Annotated in this window: 18 protein-coding genes; 9 read left to right on the plus strand and 9 right to left on the minus strand. The window is 30.8% G+C overall.

The annotated features are described in order from the left end of the window. Positions 1-2 precede the first annotated feature (2 nt). The 4 genes from cls to DUT90_RS05370 all read left to right on the plus strand — a co-directional run bounded on the left by cls (position 3) and on the right by DUT90_RS05370 (position 4,461). Positions 3-1,430 (plus strand): cardiolipin synthase, encoded by a 1,428-nt coding sequence (cls, locus tag DUT90_RS05355; RefSeq protein WP_114426093.1) that lies wholly within the window; start codon positions 3-5, stop codon positions 1,428-1,430. A 4-nt stretch (positions 1,431-1,434) separates the two neighbouring features. Further along, a complete protein-coding gene (prmC, locus tag DUT90_RS05360; RefSeq protein ID WP_114426095.1) occupies positions 1,435-2,289 on the plus strand; it encodes a peptide chain release factor N(5)-glutamine methyltransferase in 855 nt (284 codons plus the stop codon). Positions 2,290-2,465: 176 nt separating this feature from the next. Beyond that, positions 2,466-4,028 carry an NAD(P)/FAD-dependent oxidoreductase gene (locus tag DUT90_RS05365; RefSeq protein WP_114426097.1) on the plus strand — a complete coding sequence of 521 codons (1,563 nt, stop codon included), beginning with the start codon at positions 2,466-2,468 and terminating at the stop codon, positions 4,026-4,028. A 136-nt stretch (positions 4,029-4,164) separates the two neighbouring features. Further along, complete coding sequence (locus tag DUT90_RS05370; RefSeq protein WP_114426099.1) at positions 4,165-4,461, plus strand: TMEM175 family protein; 297 nt, start codon at positions 4,165-4,167, stop codon at positions 4,459-4,461. 328 nt (positions 4,462-4,789) lie between these two features. On the opposite strand, the gene DUT90_RS05380 is transcribed toward DUT90_RS05370, so the two are convergent. Together DUT90_RS05380 and DUT90_RS05385 are read right to left on the minus strand one after the other, a co-directional pair. Next, entirely contained in the window at positions 4,790-5,203 is a 414-nt protein-coding gene (locus DUT90_RS05380) for a hypothetical protein (protein WP_114426103.1), read from the minus strand. Then, positions 5,190-5,774, minus strand: a complete 585-nt coding sequence (locus DUT90_RS05385; RefSeq protein ID WP_114426105.1) for an RNA polymerase sigma factor — start codon at positions 5,772-5,774, stop codon at positions 5,190-5,192. The genes DUT90_RS05380 and DUT90_RS05385 overlap by 14 nt, the downstream gene beginning before the upstream one ends. 143 nt (positions 5,775-5,917) lie before the next feature. On the opposite strand from DUT90_RS05385, the gene DUT90_RS05390 reads away from it, so the two are divergent. The 3 genes from DUT90_RS05390 (at position 5,918) to DUT90_RS13480 (ending at position 8,926) form a co-directional block, all read left to right on the plus strand. Further along, complete coding sequence (locus DUT90_RS05390; protein WP_114426107.1) at positions 5,918-6,298, plus strand: DUF6249 domain-containing protein; 381 nt, start codon at positions 5,918-5,920, stop codon at positions 6,296-6,298. 213 nt (positions 6,299-6,511) lie between these two features. Next, on the plus strand, positions 6,512-7,834 hold the full coding sequence (locus tag DUT90_RS05395) for a M28 family peptidase (protein ID WP_114426109.1): 1,323 nt from the start codon (positions 6,512-6,514) through the stop codon (positions 7,832-7,834). A 921-nt stretch (positions 7,835-8,755) separates the two neighbouring features. Next, positions 8,756-8,926 (plus strand): hypothetical protein, encoded by a 171-nt coding sequence (locus DUT90_RS13480; RefSeq protein WP_258848503.1) that lies wholly within the window; start codon positions 8,756-8,758, stop codon positions 8,924-8,926. A gap of 191 nt (positions 8,927-9,117) precedes the next feature. Here the strand turns inward: DUT90_RS13480 and DUT90_RS05405 are convergent, their stop codons facing one another. The 5 genes from DUT90_RS05405 to DUT90_RS05425 form a co-directional block, all read right to left on the minus strand. Then, on the minus strand, positions 9,118-10,011 hold the full coding sequence (locus DUT90_RS05405) for a carbohydrate kinase (RefSeq protein ID WP_114426111.1): 894 nt from the start codon (positions 10,009-10,011) through the stop codon (positions 9,118-9,120). A 1-nt stretch (position 10,012) separates the two neighbouring features. Continuing rightward, a complete protein-coding gene (locus DUT90_RS05410) occupies positions 10,013-11,287 on the minus strand; it encodes a glycosyltransferase (RefSeq protein ID WP_114426113.1) in 1,275 nt (424 codons plus the stop codon). Between the two features lie 22 nt (positions 11,288-11,309). After that, positions 11,310-13,391: an HAD-IIB family hydrolase gene (locus DUT90_RS05415; protein ID WP_114426114.1), complete on the minus strand. Its 2,082-nt coding sequence runs from the start codon at positions 13,389-13,391 to the stop codon at positions 11,310-11,312. A gap of 234 nt (positions 13,392-13,625) precedes the next feature. Continuing rightward, a complete protein-coding gene (locus tag DUT90_RS05420) occupies positions 13,626-15,086 on the minus strand; it encodes a magnesium chelatase (RefSeq protein ID WP_114426116.1) in 1,461 nt (486 codons plus the stop codon). A 34-nt stretch (positions 15,087-15,120) separates the two neighbouring features. Beyond that, positions 15,121-16,245: a VWA domain-containing protein gene (locus tag DUT90_RS05425; RefSeq protein WP_114426118.1), complete on the minus strand. Its 1,125-nt coding sequence runs from the start codon at positions 16,243-16,245 to the stop codon at positions 15,121-15,123. A 235-nt stretch (positions 16,246-16,480) separates the two neighbouring features. Here DUT90_RS05425 and DUT90_RS05430 point away from each other — a divergent pair, with 235 nt between their 5' ends. Then, entirely contained in the window at positions 16,481-19,096 is a 2,616-nt protein-coding gene (locus DUT90_RS05430; protein ID WP_114426121.1) for a zinc-dependent metalloprotease, read from the plus strand. A gap of 63 nt (positions 19,097-19,159) precedes the next feature. After that, positions 19,160-20,044: a TIGR01777 family oxidoreductase gene (locus tag DUT90_RS05435; protein ID WP_114426123.1), complete on the plus strand. Its 885-nt coding sequence runs from the start codon at positions 19,160-19,162 to the stop codon at positions 20,042-20,044. A gap of 5 nt (positions 20,045-20,049) precedes the next feature. Here the strand turns inward: DUT90_RS05435 and DUT90_RS05440 are convergent, their stop codons facing one another. After that, entirely contained in the window at positions 20,050-20,496 is a 447-nt protein-coding gene (locus DUT90_RS05440) for a hypothetical protein (protein WP_114426125.1), read from the minus strand. 71 nt (positions 20,497-20,567) lie between these two features. Beyond that, positions 20,568-21,284: a hypothetical protein gene (locus DUT90_RS05445; RefSeq protein WP_114426127.1), complete on the minus strand. Its 717-nt coding sequence runs from the start codon at positions 21,282-21,284 to the stop codon at positions 20,568-20,570. Positions 21,285-21,351 lie beyond the last annotated feature (67 nt).

The raw sequence follows: 21,351 nt of genomic DNA on the forward strand, positions 1-21,351 counted from the left end.
CATTGATTTACTATATTTTAGCTTTTTTACATCTTATTCTATTTAGTTGGGCTTTTTACAATATTTTATATTTCGGCGTAAAACCCTCTAAATCTTTAAGTTGGATCTTAATTGCTTTTCTTTTTCCTTTTGTAGGTGTTTTTGTTTTTATTTTATTCGGAATTAACCGCAGAAAGATTAAGTTTTTTGAACTCAAAGAAACCAAAAAGAGAAAAAACTATATTAAAGAGACTTTTAAAGACAGTAAGGATAATAAAATAGCTGAAGAATTAGAATCTGAAAAAGCAAAAAAAATTGCTCATTTAATTTATAAAAACACCAGTATTTCCCTTACTAAAAAAAATAAAGTTACTGTTTTAAAAAACGGAAAAGAAACGTTTGAATCTATTTTTGAAGCCATTGAAAACGCAACCGATTTTATTCACTTACAATATTATATTATTGAAGAAGGTGAAATTTTCTCAAAATTTATCCATTTATTAAAACAAAAAAGAAAAGAAAATGTTGAAGTTAGAATTTTATATGATGCGCTAGGTAGCTTTTCTCTTAGTAAAAAAACAAAACAAGAATTAAAAAATGCTGGCATAGAAATATATCCAGAAACACCTCTAAGATATGGTTATTTTTTGTTTACCTTAAATTATAGAAATCACCGAAAAATATGTGTTATAGACAATAAAATTGGTTTTACAGGAGGCGTTAATATTACTGATGAATACATTACAGACGATGATTTTTTAGGCATTTGGCAAGATGCACATGTAAAAATAGAAGGTGAAGCAGTATTTAATTTACACAAATCATTTATTAAAGATTTTTACTACGCCACAGAAATAGATTTAGGTAAAGATAGAAAGTATACCACTTGCCATACAGCAAGTAATGACACTAAAATACAAATAGTTTCTAGCGGACCAGATTATGAGCAATCTGTAGTAATGCAACAATACCTTAGTTTTATAAATTTAGCAGAAACCTCAATCTGTGTATTGAATCCGTATTTTATTCCTACATTTTCAATATTAGAAGCCTTTAAAATAGCAGCTTTAAGTGGAATAAAAGTGACGCTTTTACTCCCCAAAAAGGGTGATTCTAAAATTGCCAACTACAGTATGTACTCTTATTTTGAAATTCTATTAAAAGCTGGTGTAGACATTTATTTGAGAGATGATTTTGCACATAGTAAAGTTATTTTTATAGATGATGAAATTGCCTCTATCGGTTCTACAAATTTTGATTGTAGAAGCTTTGAACATAACTATGAACTCAATGCTATTCTGTACAATAAAGAAATAACAGCAGAAATAAGACAAGAATTTGATGATAAAAAAAACAAGGCTCAAAAGGTTCATTTAGACGAATTTTTAAAAAGATCTAAAACTCAAAAAACGTTAGAAAGATTGTCGCGTTTTTTTAGCCCATTATTATAAAACTATGCTTTTAAAAGAATTCAAAACTTTTTTTTTCAATATACTCGTAGATAGTTATCCTAAAACAGAAATTGATACTTTTTTCTTTTTGTTGATAGAAAACAAACTCAATTTACAACGTATTGACAGTGTTTTACAACCTAATTTTAAAATTGAGGCAGAAAAAGTCTCTGAACTCAAAACCATCACAAAACAACTTTTAAAAGAAAAACCCATACAATATATTTTAGGAGAAACAGAGTTTTTTGGCTTTCCTTTTTTAGTTAATAAACATACCCTTATTCCAAGACCAGAAACGGAAGAACTTGTAGAATGGATTATTCTAGAAATTAATGCAATGAGAAATCATAATCAAAAAATTTCTATTTTAGATATTGGCACAGGCACAGGTTGTATACCCATCGCTTTGGCAAAAAAAATAAAAAATGTAGAAATTACGGCAATTGATGTTTCTAAAGATGCATTAACAATAGCTGCAAAAAATGCTGTACTAAATAATGTTGAGATTAAGTTTATAGAAATGGATATTTTAAATACCAACACCTTACCTCAACAATTTGACATTATTGTTTCTAACCCACCATATGTTAGAGCATTAGAAAAAGTAGAAATCAAAAATAATGTTTTACAGAATGAACCTCATTTGGCATTATTTGTAGATGATAAAAATCCCTTAGTCTTTTACAAAAAAATTGCTAATTTAGCAAAAAATCATCTTACCAAAAACGGACTACTTTTTTTTGAAATCAATCAATATTTAGGCAAAGAAACTACAGCTATGTTGTTTCAAAAAGGTTTTAAAAACACAATACTGAAAAAAGACCTGTTTGGAAATGATAGAATGATTAAAACAAATTAAGTTGGGGTTACTTTCTCATCTTTAAAACAAGGCCTTATTTACTATTTTTTACTGCCTTTATGTGTATTTATTACAGCTATTGGATTTTTAATATTGTAAAAATAATCCGATATTTTTCAATCAAAATCAAATTACAGAGGTTTATTTCCAACAGTTAATTTCATTACTTTTGCCTAATGATTAAAGAAATTCAACTTCGTGTAAATTTAATTGAAGAACGAAAAGAAAATATTTTACGCTTTAAAGCTTCTAAAGAATTAAAGATAGCTATTGCAGAAATTTCAGGAGTAAAAGTGTTGCGTAAATCTATAGATGCTCGTAAAAAAGATATTATCTTTAATTATAAGGTAGCTGTTTACATTAATGAAGCAATTCCTGAAAAATCGGATTATGATTTTGATTATAAAGATGTGTCAAACGCTAAAGAAATTCACATCATTGGTTTTGGTCCTGCTGGCATGTATGCTGCTTTACGATGTATAGAATTAGGTTACAAACCCATCGTTTTAGAGCGCGGAAAAAATGTACGAGACAGACGTAGAGATTTACGAGCAATCAATCAACACCATCAGGTAAACGAAGATTCTAATTATTGTTTTGGAGAAGGTGGAGCTGGTACATATTCTGACGGTAAATTATATACAAGAAGCTTAAAGCGAGGAGATGTAAGACGCATTTTTGAAAACTTGGTTTATCATGGTGCTACAGAGCAAATTTTAATTGATGCACATCCTCACATTGGTACTAATAAGTTGCCAAAAATCATTCAAAATATAAGAGAAACCATATTAAAATTTGGTGGTGAAATTCATTTTGAAACCAGGGTTGTAAATTTTGTAATTAAAGACAATAATCTTCAAGCCATTCACTTACAGAATGGTAAAGAAATGACAGTAAATTCGGTTATTTTAGCTACAGGACATTCTGCTAGAGATGTTTACGAGCTACTCCATCAAAAAAAAGTTGCGCTTAAAGCAAAATCTTTTGCTATGGGGGTTCGTGTAGAGCATCCTCAAGAAATTATAGATCAAATTCAATACCATTGCAAAGGCGATAGAGATTCATTATTGCCCGCGGCTGCATACAGTTTGGTACAACAGGTAAACCATAGAGGTGTTTATTCTTTTTGTATGTGCCCTGGTGGTTTTATTGTGCCTGCCGCTACTGCTAATGGTGAAGTTGTGGTTAACGGAATGTCTCCAAGTAAAAGAAATAACAAATTTGCAAATTCTGGAATTGTTGTCGAATTAGACATTGATAAAGATTTTAAAAAATACGAACATTTAGGAGCCTTAAAAGGCCTTCAATTTCAAAAAGACTTGGAGAAACTAGCCTATACGGCTGGAGGAAAAAACCAGACTGCACCCGCACAAAGGTTAACTGATTTTGTTGAAGGAAAACTCTCTAATTCACTTAACGATTGCTCTTATCAACCAGGATTAAAATCTTCACCTATGCATTCTTTACTCCCTAAAATTATTGGAGGCAGATTGCGTAAAGGCTTTGCTGCCTTTGGCCAAAAAATGCATGGATATTACACCAAAGAAGCTAATATAATTGGTGTAGAATCTAGAACGTCTTCTCCAGTAAACATCCCTAGAAATGATAATTTAGAACACCCCGTAATTAAAGGTCTTTTTCCGTGTGGAGAAGGTGGTGGTTATGCTGGAGGAATCGTTTCTGCTGCTATGGACGGAGAGCGTTGTGCAGAAGCAGCAATAAAAATTGGAAATTATTAGTAAAGATTATAATAGTATTTAAAAAATAGTAAGTCTATTTTTTTACTGTCTTTTGTTTTAATTGTATAGATATTGAACAATGTTTTGTATCAAAAACCAATATATCATATCTTAGTTTCAAATAAATAATAAAACAATGAAATTCATTCATTCTAAAAATAGATTAGAAAGCGTTAGCGACGCTGTTTTTGCATTTGCTGCTACTTTATTAGTTGTAAATATAGGTGCAAACACTACACTTACTTCTTTTAAAGAGGAACTACCAAATTTTATAAGTTTTGCAGTTAGTTTTTTTGTGATGATGGCTATTTGGAAAATACATTACAACTTTTTTAGACGTACAAATTATATAGATAATTGGATTATAACGCTAAACATGATTTTACTTTTTACGGTACTTTTCTACATTTTTCCTATAAGATCTCTCTTTTAAATACTGGCGTTGGAGGTGAGAGAATTACCATAAACGAATTTTCCAATATTTTTCAATTGTACAGTGCTGGTTTTTCTTTAATATTTTTCTGTTTGTACTTGATGTATTTACGTGCTTTTAAAAAAGACAGAGCTAATAGTAAGAACATTTATTTGAAGTTCTATTATCGTCATTTCTTTATTTTTGTTTGTGTTGGGGTGTTTTCCTTCTTTCTAGCTAAACTACAAATAGGCTTAAAGTTTGGTGTTCCTGGTTTTATATACGCCTTATTAGGTCCTGTTTGCTATGTGCATTCAATGAGGTTTCACAAAAAATATGACACTAACAGCTAATTGAATCGTTTATTAAAATGGTTTTTAAGAAAAATTATCTGAGTCATTAGCATCAATCCGAATAACGATACCGCTATCAAAAAAGTGTTAGATATTGTCAAAAAATCAGAAAAATTATAAAAAGGAATATTTTTTAAAAAAGAAAAATCAATTTCAATAAAACCAAACCATTTTTTATCTGAAGATTGAAAAGGTACAAACACCAAACTTAAAAATAATACTGATATACAAAACCATCCTTTTTTAGAAATTAAAGCTTTTGTTTTATTTAGATTTTTACTAGTTTTTTCTATAGCTATAGTCTTCATAACTATGCTAGTAAAATCTACAGAAGGTGCATTTTCATCAATCTCTTTTACGTACTTTTTTACAAAAGTGTCTAATTCTTTTAGATGTTTATTTTCTCCCATAATTTTCTATTATTTCTGGTTCTACAGTTTTTTCAACAATTACCAACAATCGTTTTCTTGCTCTATGCAACTTCACTTTAATGTTCGCTTCAGACAATCCACTAATCTCTATAATTTCCTTTAAACTTAACTCTTCATAATAAAACATCCAAATAATAGAGCGTTCTTCTTCTGGAAGCTTAAGTAAACATTCATTCAAAATTTTTGCCCTTTCTTTTCTTTCTATTCCTTCTAGAATATCTTCAACAGATTTAATTTGATTGTAGGTAATTTCATTTATTTCAAAAGTACTTGCGTTTCTTTTATTTTTCTTTACAGCATCTAAAGTTGCATGATACGCAATTTTATACAACCATGTAGAAAATTTAGAGTCACCTTTAAAATTACTTAAGTTTTTGTAAGCTTTTATAAACGTGTCTTGACTTATTTCTTCTGCCTCTTCTTTATTTTTGGTCATTTTATAAGCCAAACTATAGATCATATTTTTATAATTATCTACCAAATACGAAAATGCGTTAGTATCTCCATCAATTACTTTGTCTATATATAGTTTGTCTTTGGTGTTAGTCATTGTATATATGACATCGTAATTAAAAAAAAGGTTACAGTTTTTTTAAAAAAGTATTTTTAATTTTTTGTAACCTTTTTTATTCAGCTATCGTCAAAGCTACAAACACAATAAAATTAATCATTTAAACTTTAAAATTATATATTATGGAAATCGCAGTTTTGGCAATAATTTTTGGAAGCATATTTGGAGTGTTCTATTTGTATTTCTCTACAAGAAATAAAGAAAGAATGGCTTTGATAGAGAAAGGTGTAGACGCTAGCATTTTTATGAAAGGACATGCAAAAAATGCTGCTCCTTTTTGGAAAGTATTTGTATTAAATCTAGGACTATTAGCTATGGGTATAGGCGTTGGTATTCTTTTAGGAAGTCTACTAGATTATTATTTTGGTTACAATGGCCCATACAATGAAAGACCATACAATCATGTAAAATCTGAAATTTTCTATTTGGCTTCTATATTTTTATCTTCGGGTGGCGCATTGTTAATTGGTTTTAACCAAACAAAAAAATTAGATAAAGAATAAAAAAATATTAAATTATGTTAAAACCTTTTCATAACTATGAAGAGGTTTTTTTGTTTTTAAAAAGGGTAGTATATTTATCAATACTAATTATTTTTTATTAAAATAAAGTCATTTAGAATTGAACATTCTAAAATATAAAAATAAACTTCAAAAATTGAAAACACCTTATTTACTGATAACAACAATTTCTCCTAAAAATTTACACTAAAAAACATGAAAAAACTAATCTTACTTTTTCTAATTTCAGGAACTACCTTAGCACAAACAGATTCTAAAATTTATGATATTATCAATGCTGTTTCTGAAAATAGCATTAGAGCCAACGTGAAGACGTTAACAGAATTTGGAACTAGAAATACTTTTTCTGACACTATTTCTAATACTAGAGGAATTGGGGCGGCTAGAAGATGGGTTAAAAGTGAATTTAATGCAATTTCTAAAGATTGTAACAATTGCTTAAATGTATTTTATCAAAAGGATTTGGTTACTACAAAAATGGGGTCTAGAGTGCCTCATGACGCTTATGTGGTAAATGTTGTTGCCATTCAAAAAGGTACCAAATACCCCAACAGATTTATAATTATGAGTGGAGATATAGACTCTAGAGCTAGTGATACTATGGATTTTACAACAGATGCTCCAGGAGCCAACGATAACGCTTCTGGTATGGCAGGAACCATTGAGGCTGCGAAAGTTTTAAGTAAATACAAATTTGAAAGTAGTATTATTTATGTTGGGCTTTCTGGTGAAGAACAAGGGCTTTTTGGTGGGGCTGGTTTAGCAAAGTATGCTAAAGACAAAGGATGGGATATTATTGGTATTTTAAACAATGACATGATTGGAAACATTAAAGGTGTAGACGGAATTATAGACAACAGAGCCTTTAGAATTTTTTCTGAACCTGTACCTGCTAATGAAACAGAAAGACAACGAAAATTGAGACGTTTTTATGGTGGTGAAGTAGACGGAATTTCTCGTCAATTGGCTAGATATGTGCATAAAACTACAAAAAAATACATGCCCGAAATGAACCCTATGATGATATATAGATTAGACAGATTTGGTCGTGGGGGACATCATAGGCCTTTTAATGATTTAGGTTTTGCTGGTATTAGAATTATGGAAGCTCACGAAAACTATACACAACAACACCAAGATATTAGAACCGAAGACGGAATTAAATATGGAGATACCTTCGAACACGTCAACTTTCCGTATGCTAAAAAATTAACTGCGGTAAATGCCATTAATTTAGCAAGTTTAGCTTGGGCTCCTCCTGCACCGAAAGAAGTTGCTATAGGGGGTATTGTACAGGCATCAGCAAAACTAAAGTGGTCTAAGGTTGATGGGGCTGTAGGGTATAAAATTTATTGGAGAGATACCACTTCTCCTACTTGGGATAATAGTCGTTTTGTAACAGAAACTAATTTTACTTTAGAAGGTATTGTTATAGATAACTTTTTCTTTGGTATATCTGCCGTTGGTAAAAATGGTCATGAGAGTGTTGTAGTATTTCCGAATAAGGTAATGAGGTAAGTAAATATATTATCTACGTTTTATTTTTTTCCTAGCTTTTATATCATGTATACTAAGCCAGCATAAGCCTTGTTTTATTTCTTATAAAATAATTAATGATAATGTTCATATTTTTATTAGTAATACGCTGGATTGTCCTACCCACGTTATCATTAAAAATATGAATACCAATAAAACACAAAGAATTGAATGCGGCTTATCTAACATCAACAGAAAGAAACCATAAAATCATTGATCTGACAGAAAATAATGTTGATATCAATAAAACCCAATCTATCATTATTCAAAACTAAAGTAGTTTTAGCGATGAAATTATAAACAAAGTATCAGAAAAGAAATACAGAACAATACACTTATCCGTAGAAGATATATAAAATAATAAAATTAAAAATGTGTTTCACAATTTTGCGAAAAAATTGAACATGATAAATTAAATACAAAATTAATAACCCTTGAAGATATCGATATTGAAATTGGTCAAAACATATTTAAATATGTAAATAAAATATATAAATCTGAAATAGATAATACCTTAAAAACAGTTTAAATTTACTGGTTGCAAATTGGTAAATTTGTCGTAATATTTTTTAATTTTTGTTAGGTTGATTAATGTGTCTAATTTATGTAAGGCACCAATTTTTAATATATATACACTCTAAAAAATAATTATAACGATTTGGTGAAACCTCAAAAAATATCGATTTTACACCTAAATGAGTATCATTTATATATTCCTAAAAATATTGGAAATCCGTTTTACAATACAAAAAATAAACGTATTAAAGTAATCGCTAGCTTTAAAAAAACTTCTATTGACTATTATGCAGCCCTCAAAAAAGATAAAAAAACAGGGGATTTTAAAATGATGTTTAGCAAAGCAAAACAAAAAGAATTGAATTTAACTCTAGGGACGAATTTGAAATGCAATTATTTGAAGATACTAGTAAATATGGTGTAGATATGCCAGAAGAACATGAAGCTGTTTTAATGAGTGATTATGATGCGTATTGCATTTTCGAATCTTTTACAGCTGGAAAAAAAGAAGTATCATTTACGGCGTTATTCGTTTCAAGGGTAGCCAAAACAAAATAGACAAACCTCTTTTACTCTGTGAGAATTTGCCTAGAGGAAATACCCAAAATAGAGAATTGTTTCAATAAATATATGGGTTTAAAACCAATTATATAGTGTTTCAGTTTGCACATTTTTGATTAAAAAAATTACATCATCAAAATTATTGCTACAAGAATGAAGGGTTTAAAAACGTACACATGGGTTTTCAATTAATACTTCAATTTGGAATTAACAAAACTTTCTATTTGATTAGATAAAATTTTAGGATTTGCACCACTATTTGCAGCAACCATCGCCCCTACTGCACAAGCAAAATCTATAGCTTTTTGAGGATTTTTATGTTGTAGCAAAAAACTTAATAATGTAGCTAAAAAAGAATCTCCTGCACCAACTGTATCTTTTACCTTAATTTTATACCCACTATTGTAATACAATTTTTCATTGAACAACAAAACACCTCCGTGTTCCCCTTTAGTCACACAGATATGTTTGGTACTTGTTTTGTGAGATATAAAAAGTATGTTTTGTTCTAAATTGTGATAAGGAGAATCTAAAAAACCCGCTATTTCGTACAATTCTTCATCATTAAATTTTATAAACTTTGCCTTATTCATTAAATGAATTAGAATATCTTTAGTATAAAACGGAGCTCTTAAGTTGACATCAAAAACTGGATAAGAAGCATACTCTAAGAGTTTATATAGGGTTTCTTTTGATACATCATCTCTTGTAGAAAGGCTTCCAAACACAAAAGCATTTGCCTGTGCTACCTTAATTTTTGAAGTTGAAGTAATGGGTATTTTGTCCCAAGCGGAAGGATGGGGAATAGTGTAACTCGCATTCCCCTTTGTATTTAAGCTTACTTCAACCTCGCCCGTTTTTTGATTCTCTAAAATTGATATCTCCTCTGTTTGCACACCTTCCTTTTTCAAATAGCTGAGAATATCTTGTCCATTTTTGTCATCGCCAACTGCACTTATCAAGGCAACCTCATTTTCCAATTGTTGTAAACGACAAGCAACATTTAAAGGTGCGCCTCCTATTTTCTTTTCGTCAGGAAAAACATCAAATAAAACTTCGCCAAAACAAACAAATTTATGCATTCTAGTAAATATTAGATTCTGAAATTCTTTGATTGATAGAGCTTCTAAAAACGGTTAACATGCGTTTGGCAATTCCTGTCCAACCAAAATTACGTCTTGCAAAACGGGCACCCTCTACAGACATTTCGTTTCTTAATTGAGGGTATAATAAAGGCATTGCCATCATAGCACCAAATTCTTTTGGTCTATGAGGATCTGCAAATAATGCTTGGTTACCAAAATCTATTAGATCACACAACCCTCCATGAACGGTTACAACACTAGGTGTACCACAGGCCATAGCCTCTATGGCTACCATACCAAAAGGTTCGTATCTAGATGGCATAGCAAAAATACTTGCAGACCTATATACATTTGCTAAATCTTCATCTGCAATGTAATTTTTCCATTTTATCTTATCCATAACTCCTATTTCCGAAGCTACTTTTTTTAATTTTTCAATTCCTTCTCTATCCTGTTCTGAGTCTCCACCAATAGCTGCCACTAATTTTGCTTCAGGACACAGTTCAAAAACAGTTGGCAAAGAGTTAATTAATAAATCGTATCCTTTGTTATGAGCCATCCTTCCTAACGCTAAAATATCTGTTGGGTCTATATCGTATTTTAAGCGGATTTTATCATTCTCTTTAGAAGGTACAGGAAAAAATCTGTTTTCATCGATTCCTGGAGGAATCATACTGCAGTTTTTTGGTAAAACATCATACTGCTGAGTAAGCAAATCTACCTGTGGTAAAGTAGTTGCAATGACAAAATTACACATCTGATACACAAAATATTCTTTTCGAATTCTTTCTTTAAATCGATATGTTTTTTCCATTTCTTTTTCCTCCATATCGCTACCCATAGTGTGTTGCTTCCACCACCCTAAAGAGTGCGGTGTATGGACGTGGCAAATTCCAAGCTCTTCAGCAATTTTTTGTCCTGCCCAACCTGCATCCCAATAATGAGAGTACACAACATCATATTTTTTACTTTCTTTTTTGATAGCCGCTAAAGTGTTGGTAACAAATTTTTTAAGATGATCATGCATATCTTCTTTTCTGATGAATTCTTTTCCGCCAAAGGGAATTCTCCAAACATCATAATTTTCGTTTACATGGTCGTACTCTGGTTGGTCTTCAAATTGACGTGTAAGTAAATCTACTTTCATTCCTAATCTGCTAAATCGTTCTGCTAATTCAAGTACATACACTACTTGTCCTCCTGTGTCTGGCTTTCCTAATTCTGGGTTTGCTGCTACATAACCATGCAAGGAAATCATCAATATTGATTTCATATTTTTATAGTTTAAAATTTAGTTAATTAATTATTTTCAAATCGTGGCATGCAGCAATATACTGTGCTGCAGACCATGCTTGATATGCTTTACCCATTGGTTTTCCTGTTGTACCATGAGCCCATTCTGTAAATTCCCATTCTTCATTGATTCCTTCTTTATTGATTAATGCCAATTTATGAAGTTCTGAAATTGCCATGTCTTTGAAGCCTAATTTGTTGACAAACTTTACCCAAAATCCTCCAACAAAAGGCCAAATACCTCCGTTATGATAATGGTTAGGAAGGTTTAATAAATTAACGGTATAATAAGGTCTCCAATCTGGATCTCCAGGACTAACAACAGGGTATACGTTTGCTACTGGAAAAGGATCATTTACACCAACACCCAACATAAACTTAAAGGTTTGATGCGCTTTTTCTGAATCTAATGTACCATATAAAAATGCTAAAATATTGCCTAAAGTATCACAGCGCCAACTAAAATCAAATGGTGTTGTTTGTGCAATTAAATATGAGGTATCACCTAAAGTAAATTGTTTTTCTGCAAATGAAACGGATTGAAATAATTGCTGTTTTGTAGAAGGCCAAAAGTTTTGAACTATTTCTTTTTTAATAACTTGAGACCACCTGATGTATTCGCCTGCCTCTTCATTATTACCCAACATTTCTAACATTCTACCAAAACAAACATTAGCTCTGTACCATAAAATTTCATCATATAAAATGTTGTAACTTCTACCAAAAAGGTCTGTCCAATCTCCTGCCTCTGGTATTTCTAGAAGTGCATCATTATTACTATCATGTGCTGCCAACCAACGCATTGTTTCTTTTACATCAGGAAAATATTTTCGTAAAAACTCTATATCTTTAGTAACATTTACATATTCGTAGAAAGCAATAATTACCCAAATTCCACTATCTATAGAGCAAATACCTCCTACTCCAGAATAATCTGGGGTGTTGTCTTTTATTCTAACATTAGATGGTATTTGTCCGTTTTTAGAAATATGTTCTAATAAAGTAAGTAATGTTTGTCTTTGACAATTATGAATTTCTTCATCGCTTATAAGCGGTAATGAGCCTATAACTGTTATTGCACCATCTCTGGCCCAAACACTGTAATAATTTTCATCTGTACCATGTGCTACGTTATCTTTGATAGAACATGCCGAAAAGCCTAATGGTGTAATGTTCTTCTTTAGAGCTTCTACCGCCTTTTCATAACCTTCTTTAATAAGTGCTATTTTTTCATCTCCATTTTCTAAAGAGATATTGTTTAATTCTTGCTTGATAAAAAAGTCTTCTGAGTGGTCTCTATTTTTATCTATAATAGCATCTTCTGGAAGCACTTTATAATATACCAACCCTTCTATAATACCATCTCCTTTTTCTCTTTCTGAATGATACACTTTTTTATGTTTGGTATAGGCATATAACTCTTCATGGGCATTGGCAACTACGATTCCTGATACATCTTTCAAATCGAACATTGCAGAATCATTTCCACTATCCCCAGCTACTAAAACTTCATTTGTTTTTATATTCAATCTTTTTAATAACCATTGTAAAGCATTTCCTTTATTTGCAAATTTGGGTAGTATATCTAAAAATTTATCTCCAGAATAAACAACATTCACTTCCATACCAGCATTTGTAAAGTTTTCTTCTATGTCTGCAATCAAATCGTTAGTTGCATCATGAAAAAAATAACTTCTTTTATAGGAGTGTTGAAATCTACTGGGTTGTTCGCTCACAGGATGATCTACACTTGTGATAATTTTTTCTACAGATTCTAAATCCCATCCTTCATCTAAGACATCATTAAATTCTTTAACTAACTTTTTATTTTTATAATCATAAATATGTGTTCCAACGCCTGAAATAATATAATCGGGTTCTGGTAAAATTCGTTTTTCTATTAGACTTAATACGTCGTCTTTTAAACGCCCAGTATTAAAGGTTAATAAGGCTCCAGTTTGAGACTTGTATTTGTCCCAAACTTTGCCAAAATTACTATTGAATGTGTGAAAATCTATTAAGGTATTATCAATATCAAACGAAAGCAGTTTTATATTTCCATTGTTACCAATATTTTTATCCATATGTAATTTGTTTTATTGTGTTTTATATCTGTATTCTGCCTAATTTACTAATAATACCAAGGCTTTCCTAAGCTATACCTCTTTATTTGAAACTCAAAAATCATTTTTATGGGTGTCGTAAAAATTATAAACCTCATCTAGATATTAATAATTAAGCAACTCTTCTTTTGTAAAATCCTTAATCTAAATTATTAAAAAAAACCTCCTAAATTTCACATTTAGGAGGTTTCATTTTTACAATCCACTTATAAAATTACCATAAGGATCTTTAAATTGAGTACCTTCAGCAAACCTATATTTGCTAAGTTTTTTAAACTCTACTAACCCCCACAAGAGAAACTCTTTCACAAAATACTTATCATCTGTATTCATATTAGGTTGGTACTCTTTTAAAAAATTATCTATGGGGTCTATTTTATCCAATTCGTTCTTATACTGTTTATCTGTATAATCTTCTAGTAATTCAAAATCACCTTCTGTATTAAAGAACCAAGAAACAATCTCATCATAAGGAGATTCATCTGTTTGTTTTTCTAGTTTTTTGATTTCAGGAAAGTATGTTGGAAATAAAGTTTTGATCGCTTTTTTTATCAAACTATCTGCTACAACATGTGCTCCTTCTTGTTCTCCTTCATAAACCAGTTCTACTTTACCTGTTATTGCAGGAATAATTCCATCAAAATCACTCAAACGAATCATGGTTTCATTATCTCTAGCCAATAATGCTCTTCTTTCTGCTGTACTTATCAAATTTTCGAAAGCAGAAATACTTAAACGCGCACTTACTCCACTTTTAGCATCTATATACTCACTTTCTCTTGCCTCAAAAACAATTTGTTCTAACAAGTCTTTTGCTAATTCTGGTACTTTTATAAAGTTTTTCTGAACATTTTTGGCTTCTTGCTGCGTTATTATTTTTGCCGTTTCTATATCTTCTGGATAATGCGTTAAAATTTGCGAACCAATTCTATCTTTTAACGGAGTTACAATACTTCCTCTATTTGTATAATCTTCTGGATTTGCTGTAAACACAAATTGCATATCTAAAGGCAATCGTAATTTAAAGCCACGTATTTGAATATCTCCTTCTTGTAAAATATTAAATAGTGCTACTTGAATACGAGCTTGTAAATCTGGCAATTCATTAATTACAAAAATACATCTGTTAGCTCTCGGGATCATTCCATAATGAATAACTCTATCATCTGCGTAGCTCAATTTTAAATTTGCGGCTTTAATAGGGTCTACATCACCTATAATATCTGCAACTGTAACATCTGGTGTTGCTAGTTTTTCTGCAAAACGTTCTTCTCTATGCAACCAAAAAATTGGAGTTTTATCTCCTTTTTCCAGAATCGTTTCAATAGCAAATCTGGAAATTGGATTGAGAGGATCATCGTTAATTTCTGAACCCGTTACTACAGGAATGTATTCATCTAATAAAGTTACCATTAACCTAGCCAAACGAGTTTTTGCTTGCCCACGTAACCCTAATAAATTGATATTATGTTTGCTTAAAATTGCTCTTTCTAATTCTGGTATAACTGTATGTTCATAACCATGAACTCCTTTAAAAACGGTTTCTTTACTCATCATTTTGCTAATGAGATTTTCTCGCAACTCGTCTTTAATAGATTTTGATTGGTATCCATACTTTTTTAATTCTCCTAATGTTTTTATCTGCTCTAAATTCATCTCTTTTCTATTCTCTCTTCTCTATTCGTCTTAACTATCCTCTAATTCTTTTTTTTCTGTTACTTTCGTAATCTTCAAAAATCATCTCTCCTAAACCTTTTAAACCTGTATAAAATGCTTTTCCTTGGTTGGCTTGCGTAAAAGCTCTTACAAATTGCATTAAATAAGAATCTTGTGCAATCATAAATGTAGTAATTGGTATATGTAACTTTCTGGCTTGTTGAGCCATTGCATAACACTTGTTTACAATATACTTGTCTAACCCATTACTGTTTTTATAATACTGTCCGTCTGGTAAACGCAAACAACTAGGTTTGCCGTCTGTAATCATAAAAATTTGCTTGTTGGTATTTTTTTTTCTGCGTAGTAAATCCATTGCTAAATTTAAACCTGCAACCGTATTAGTATGATAAGGTCCCACTTGTAAATAGGGTAAATCTTTTATTTTTATAGTCCAAGCATCGTTTCCAAAAACCAAAATATCTAACGTATCTTTAGGGTAGCGTGTAGTTATCAATTCTGCCAAAGCCATTGCAACTTTCTTTGCAGGTGTAATTCTATCTTCTCCATATAAAATCATAGAATGACTAATGTCTATCATTAAAACGGTACTCATCTGACTTTTGTGTAGTGTTTCTTCTACCACCAAATCATTTTCAGACAAAGTAAAGTTGCCTATCCCATTATTAATTTGTGCATTTTTAATACTTTCTGTAACCGATACTTTATCTAGATTATCTCCAAATTGATACGCTCTAAAATCTCCTGTATGCTCATCTCCTGTCCCAGGAGATTTACTTTTATGATTTCCAGAACCGCTTCTTTTAATTTTTCCAAATATTTGATTTAACGCTTGCTGGCGAATAGCTCTTTCGGTTTTGGGAGTTATTTTAGTACCTCCTGTTCCATCTCCATCAATCTCTTCTTTAATATATCCTTTCTTTTTTAAATCTTCAATAAAATCATCTATAGTATACGCTGCTGTAGTTAATTTATATTCTTTATCTAAAGAACGTAACCAGTCTATAGCTTCATCAAAATCTCCAGAAGTATGCGTAATTAACTCTTTAAAAATTTCAAAAAGTTTTTCAAAAGGAGACTGATTTTTAGGTTCAAAACTTTTAAAAACAAAACCTTTTCGTTTCATATTTTCTTTCATCACCATAAAAATAAGGCTTTATTAGATGCTTTTAAAATTATTAACATTGCTTTAATACATATAATTAAAAAGCAGAACCATTCAATATAGAAAAAGTAGTACAAAACAATTATCTATCAATATTTTATAAAAAATGATAGAAAATAGCTGTTTTTTAATTTTATCATAAAATTAACATATGTATTGGGTCTCTAAAAGTAACTTGTCTGAGTATTAAACCAACTCATACTTTTTTATGAAAACACTCAATTTAAGCAAGTTAAAGATTATATCTTCTTTAGCTTTAGCCATTATGACTTTAGGTATCCAAGATGCAAATGCACAGTTCTGGAAAAAGAAACCCAAAAAAACTGCTGTTGTAAAAAAACCAATACCTAAAAAGAAAGGAAAATCTATTAAAGATTTAACAAAAAGTAGTAAAAAAATAGAAGGACTCTTTACCATTTATCAAGATACCGTAACAGGTTCTGTAAAACTATTGGTTAAAAAAGAACAACTAGATAAAGACTTTATTTATTTTTCTCAAATAGCAGATGGCGTTACAGACGCTGGTCAATTTAGAGGGGCTTACCAAGGCTCAAGCGTTTTTCATGTAAAAAAATACTTTAATAAACTAGATTTTTATGCGCCTAACACTTCTTTTTATTTTGATAAAAATAGCGCTCTTTCTAAATCTTCTGAGGCAAATATTAGTGATGCAGTAGTTGCTAGTGGAAAAATTTTAGCATCTGATGATGATAAGGGCGAGTATTTAATTGATGCTGATGGTTTATTTTTATCAGAAACTTTTACGAGAATTAAAAGACCTAGAAGACCAGGAACTTCTCCATTTGCTTTTGGTTTAGGAAGGTTTGATAAAAATAAATCTAAAATACATGCCATAAAAAACTATCCTGAAAATACTAACGTAAAAACAGAATACGTATACAGCAACCCATCTGTTTTAAACGGAGGTTCTACTGCTGTTACTGATGGTAGAAATGTGTCTATTAAGGTTTTTCATACATTTATGAACATGCCAGAAGATGATTATGAAGTTAGAATGGATGACCCTAGAGTTGGTTATTTTCTAACACAGACAAACAATATGACCTCTACCAAAACTATCAATTATAGAGATATGATACATAGATGGAAATTGGTAAAAAAAGACCCAACTGCTGCCATTTCTGAACCTGTAACTCCAATTACTTGGTGGATAGAAAACACGACACCTACAGAATGGAGAGAAACAATAAAAGAAGGGGTTTTAGCATGGAATGTTGCTTTTGAAAAAGCAGGATTTAAAAACGCTATGGTTGTAAAGGTACAACCTGATGATGCAGATTGGGACGCAGGTGATGTTCGCTATAATGTATTACGTTGGACATCTTCTCCTAATCCACCTTTTGGTGGATACGGCCCTAGTTTTGTGAACCCAAGAACAGGAGAAATTTTAGGCGCAGACATTATGTTAGAGTTTGTTCATTTTACAAATAGAGTTTTTGCTGATAAACTTTATAATGATGCCGCAGCTAATATGAAATTAGAAACTCTAGAAGAATTAGAAGCTAAAAAATATTTAGAAAAAAACAATCTTTTATATTGTTCTGCAGGACACGTGATGCATGAAAATTTACAGTTAGGAACAGCTGTTTTACAAGCTACTGGTGCTTCTGACTTAGATATGGAAGCGATAAAAAAAGAAGGAATGAAATCTTTGATTATGCATGAAGTTGGCCATACGTTAGGGTTAAACCACAACATGAAGGCGAGTCAACTTTTTTCTCCTGAGCAACTAGCAGATGCGTCATTTATTAAAGGGAAAGCCTTAACGGGGTCTGTAATGGATTATGCAGGAATTAACATAACAAATGATAGAAGTAAACAAGGGCAATATTATGATATGGCAGTTGGCCCTTACGATGTTTGGGCTATTCAATTTGGTTATACACCATTTTCTTCAGAGAACCAGAGAAAAGTATTGTTAGAGAGATCTACAGAACCTGAATTAATTTTTGGTAATGATGCAGATGATATGCGATCTTCTAGTAACGGAATAGACCCTAGAGTTATGATTGGAGATTTATCTAACGATCAAATTACATACTCTATAAATAGGTTTAAACTGGTTAACGATATGATGAAAAATCTAAAAACTCAGTTTTTAAAAGATGGCCAAACCTATGAAGATTTTAGAAGGGCTTTTTACACACTTCACAATCAAACAGCTATTGCTGGAGGTGTAGTTTCTAGATTTATTGGCGGGGTATATGTAGATAGAGCTACTTTTGGCCAAAAAGGAGGCAAACAACCGTATACTCCTGTAAGTTTAAAAGATCAAAAAAGAGCTATGTCTGCTCTAAAAAATTATATTTTTGCTCCAGATGCTTTTGAGACACCTAAAGAGGTTTACAATTATTTAGGAAGACAAAGAAGAGGCTACAACTTTTTTGGAAATACAGAAGATCCTAAAATTAATGAACAAATTCTAGGGTATCAAACTTATGTTTTATCGCATTTAATGCATCCAAATACACTTCAAAGAATTTCTAATTCTGAGTTGTATGGAAACGGTTACAAATTGTCTAGCTTTATGACTGATTTAAACAATATGTTATTTAAACCAGACATTTACGGTAGTGTAAATACTTTTAGACAAAACCTACAAACTGTTTATACACAAAGATTAATAAGTATGGCTACTGGCAAAACTAGCAACAGGTTTCCTATTGCTGCTAGATCTATGGCTGTTTATAATCTTAAAAATATTAAATCTTGGACAAATAGTGGTAAAGGAGATTTAGCTACAAAAGCCCATAAAAACCACTTAAAAACATTGATAACCAACGCTATGAAAGAAATAAAATAATTTTAAGAAAGTTTTAGAATACAAACCACAATCTAAACAGATTGTGGTTTTTATCTTTACACTATGGCTAGAATTTTAATTACAGGAGGAACAGGATTAGTTGGTACAAGACTTTCAAAAATGTTATCGGATAGAAAACATGAAGTTTTAATCTTAACTAGAAATCCTAAAAAAGAGAACGAATTTAAATGGGATTTAAATTCTAATTATATTGATGACAAAGCATTACTGCATACAGATTATATAATTCATCTAGCAGGAGCAGGTATTGCTGATAAACGCTGGACTGAAAAAAGAAAGAAGGTAATTATAGATAGTAGGGTTGATACTGCTAGTTTACTTTACAGGAAAGTCAATCAATTAAAAATCACTTTAAAAGGTTTTATTTCAGCCTCTGGTATTGGTTATTACGGCGCAAAAACTAGTGATATCATTTATGAAGAAAATCATAACTCTGGTACTGATTATATTGCCAATGTTTGTGTTTTATGGGAAGCTGCCGCAAAACAATTTGAGCGATTAAAAATACCTGTTACTATTTTAAGAACTGGTATTGTTTTATCTAACAAGGGTGGTGCTTTAGATAAAATGAAAACCCCAATCATATCACCTTTAGGTACTGGAGATCAATATTTACCATGGATTCATCTTGATGATTTATGTCAACTGTACATTAATGCTGTTGAGAATAACTTAACAGGAATTTTTAATGCTGTAGCACCTGAACATCATACAAGCAAAACATTTTCTAAAACATTGGCAAAAAGCCTAAAAAGACCATATTTAGGTATTGGAGTTCCTAGCTTTTTATTAAAATTAGTGTTTGGTGAAATGGCTATTATACTTTTAAAAGGAAGTAGAATTTCAGCAAAAAAAATCGAAAAGAATGGGGGGGATTATTCTTTTCGATTTTTAAAATTAGAGAAGGCTCTTAATGAACTATCTTAAATTTGTTAAAATTCATTCTCTTTCATTTTACCTAACCAAGTTCTTCCTCCGAGAGTAGATTTATACTCTACATAACCATTCTTGACTTTTGTAAATTCTATTTTCATTTTTGTCCCTCTTTCAAAAGGAAAATTAGGAATATTATAGTCTTCTATTGTTACATATACTAGATCTTTTTCTACCCAGAAAAGTTTAGACTTTATGAAATTTTGTCTGTTGTTATGATATTCTATATGTTCTTTACCCTTAAAGACAACAAAAACTTCTCCTCCATTATAATTATAAGTATAAGTTTTATCTTTAATTAGGGGTTCTCCCGCATATTCTTTAGCATCTTTATCAATAAAATTTAAAGAAGTTGGGTTTAATGTCATTAAATAATCTTGTGCGTTTACATAAATTGCAAAACATAACACTACTGTTAAAAATAATTTGTTTTTTAAGTTTTTCATTTTAATAAGATTTAGGGGTTAATAAAATATTAGGGGGTTAATTTATTCTCTTTTTAAATTCTTCATATAACTTATGGACTTACTCTACCTTCTAGAAAAATACATTTAGAGAATGAATTTGATCTACTTGTTTCTCCAGAACCATGTATAATACTACTGTAATAGTCTCCATTATTACCAGGGTTTGTGTCATCATAAGAACCTTGATCCGAGCCACTTTTAATATGACTCGGAACGGTTCTATACCCCACGCCTCTGCTACATCCTGCATGCCCTAAGGCTGCATATTCTGCTCCTCCAGTAGCTTGCATTAAACCACCAAGGATTTGAGAACCTCTAATTAAGTCCTCAAAAGTTAAGTTTTTATTATTTTCTATAAGATTCTTTATCGTTACTCTGGCAAACTCAATAACACTGGTTGTTGTATTATTTAAATTACCTTCAAATTCAAAAGTTTGGTTATTATCAACAAATATTATAGCATACGAATCTGTACCATTCCAGTCATCTCTGTAATCGTCATAAACTTTAACTGTATAGCTACCTTTTGGCGAGCTTATTCTTGTAGAATTTTGATTTAAAAATTTGATATTTTGTCTACTAACGTAATTATCTTCTATAGAAAGTACAACAGAATTAGAAGGGTTTATAATCTCCAATCTGTTTTCTGAAGACCAATTACCCCAATTTATATAAACGTCAGATTGAGATAAGACAAAAAAAGATTGGCTTATGAATAGTATAAGAACATAAAGTCTTAAATTTTTAGGGGAAAAAATTTTAGTCATTAATTTAAGGGGCAACGAAAAGTACTCAATTAATACTTAATCATTAGATTTTAGGGGTTAACTAATT

Origin of the sequence: Polaribacter sp. WD7 (assembly GCF_003335085.1) — a bacterium.
Taxonomy (GTDB): Bacteria; Bacteroidota; Bacteroidia; order Flavobacteriales; family Flavobacteriaceae; genus Polaribacter.

Excerpts from the sequence above, each read along its gene's own strand:
- prmC (WP_114426095.1), top strand. The coding sequence starts at position 1,435 with ATGCTTTTAAAAGAATTCAAAACTTTTTTTTTCAATATACTCGTAGAT.
- DUT90_RS05365 (WP_114426097.1), top strand. The coding sequence starts at position 2,466 with ATGATTAAAGAAATTCAACTTCGTGTAAATTTAATTGAAGAACGAAAA.
- DUT90_RS05370 (WP_114426099.1), top strand. The coding sequence starts at position 4,165 with ATGAAATTCATTCATTCTAAAAATAGATTAGAAAGCGTTAGCGACGCT.
- DUT90_RS05380 (WP_114426103.1), bottom strand. The coding sequence starts at position 5,203 with ATGGGAGAAAATAAACATCTAAAAGAATTAGACACTTTTGTAAAAAAG.
- DUT90_RS05385 (WP_114426105.1), bottom strand. The coding sequence starts at position 5,774 with ATGACTAACACCAAAGACAAACTATATATAGACAAAGTAATTGATGGA.
- DUT90_RS05390 (WP_114426107.1), top strand. The coding sequence starts at position 5,918 with ATGGAAATCGCAGTTTTGGCAATAATTTTTGGAAGCATATTTGGAGTG.
- DUT90_RS05395 (WP_114426109.1), top strand. The coding sequence starts at position 6,512 with ATGAAAAAACTAATCTTACTTTTTCTAATTTCAGGAACTACCTTAGCA.
- DUT90_RS13480 (WP_258848503.1), top strand. The coding sequence starts at position 8,756 with ATGCAATTATTTGAAGATACTAGTAAATATGGTGTAGATATGCCAGAA.
- DUT90_RS05405 (WP_114426111.1), bottom strand. The coding sequence starts at position 10,011 with ATGCATAAATTTGTTTGTTTTGGCGAAGTTTTATTTGATGTTTTTCCT.
- DUT90_RS05410 (WP_114426113.1), bottom strand. The coding sequence starts at position 11,287 with ATGAAATCAATATTGATGATTTCCTTGCATGGTTATGTAGCAGCAAAC.
- DUT90_RS05415 (WP_114426114.1), bottom strand. The coding sequence starts at position 13,391 with ATGGATAAAAATATTGGTAACAATGGAAATATAAAACTGCTTTCGTTT.
- DUT90_RS05420 (WP_114426116.1), bottom strand. The coding sequence starts at position 15,086 with ATGAATTTAGAGCAGATAAAAACATTAGGAGAATTAAAAAAGTATGGA.
- DUT90_RS05425 (WP_114426118.1), bottom strand. The coding sequence starts at position 16,245 with ATGAAAGAAAATATGAAACGAAAAGGTTTTGTTTTTAAAAGTTTTGAA.
- DUT90_RS05430 (WP_114426121.1), top strand. The coding sequence starts at position 16,481 with ATGAAAACACTCAATTTAAGCAAGTTAAAGATTATATCTTCTTTAGCT.
- DUT90_RS05435 (WP_114426123.1), top strand. The coding sequence starts at position 19,160 with ATGGCTAGAATTTTAATTACAGGAGGAACAGGATTAGTTGGTACAAGA.
- DUT90_RS05440 (WP_114426125.1), bottom strand. The coding sequence starts at position 20,496 with ATGAAAAACTTAAAAAACAAATTATTTTTAACAGTAGTGTTATGTTTT.
- DUT90_RS05445 (WP_114426127.1), bottom strand. The coding sequence starts at position 21,284 with ATGACTAAAATTTTTTCCCCTAAAAATTTAAGACTTTATGTTCTTATA.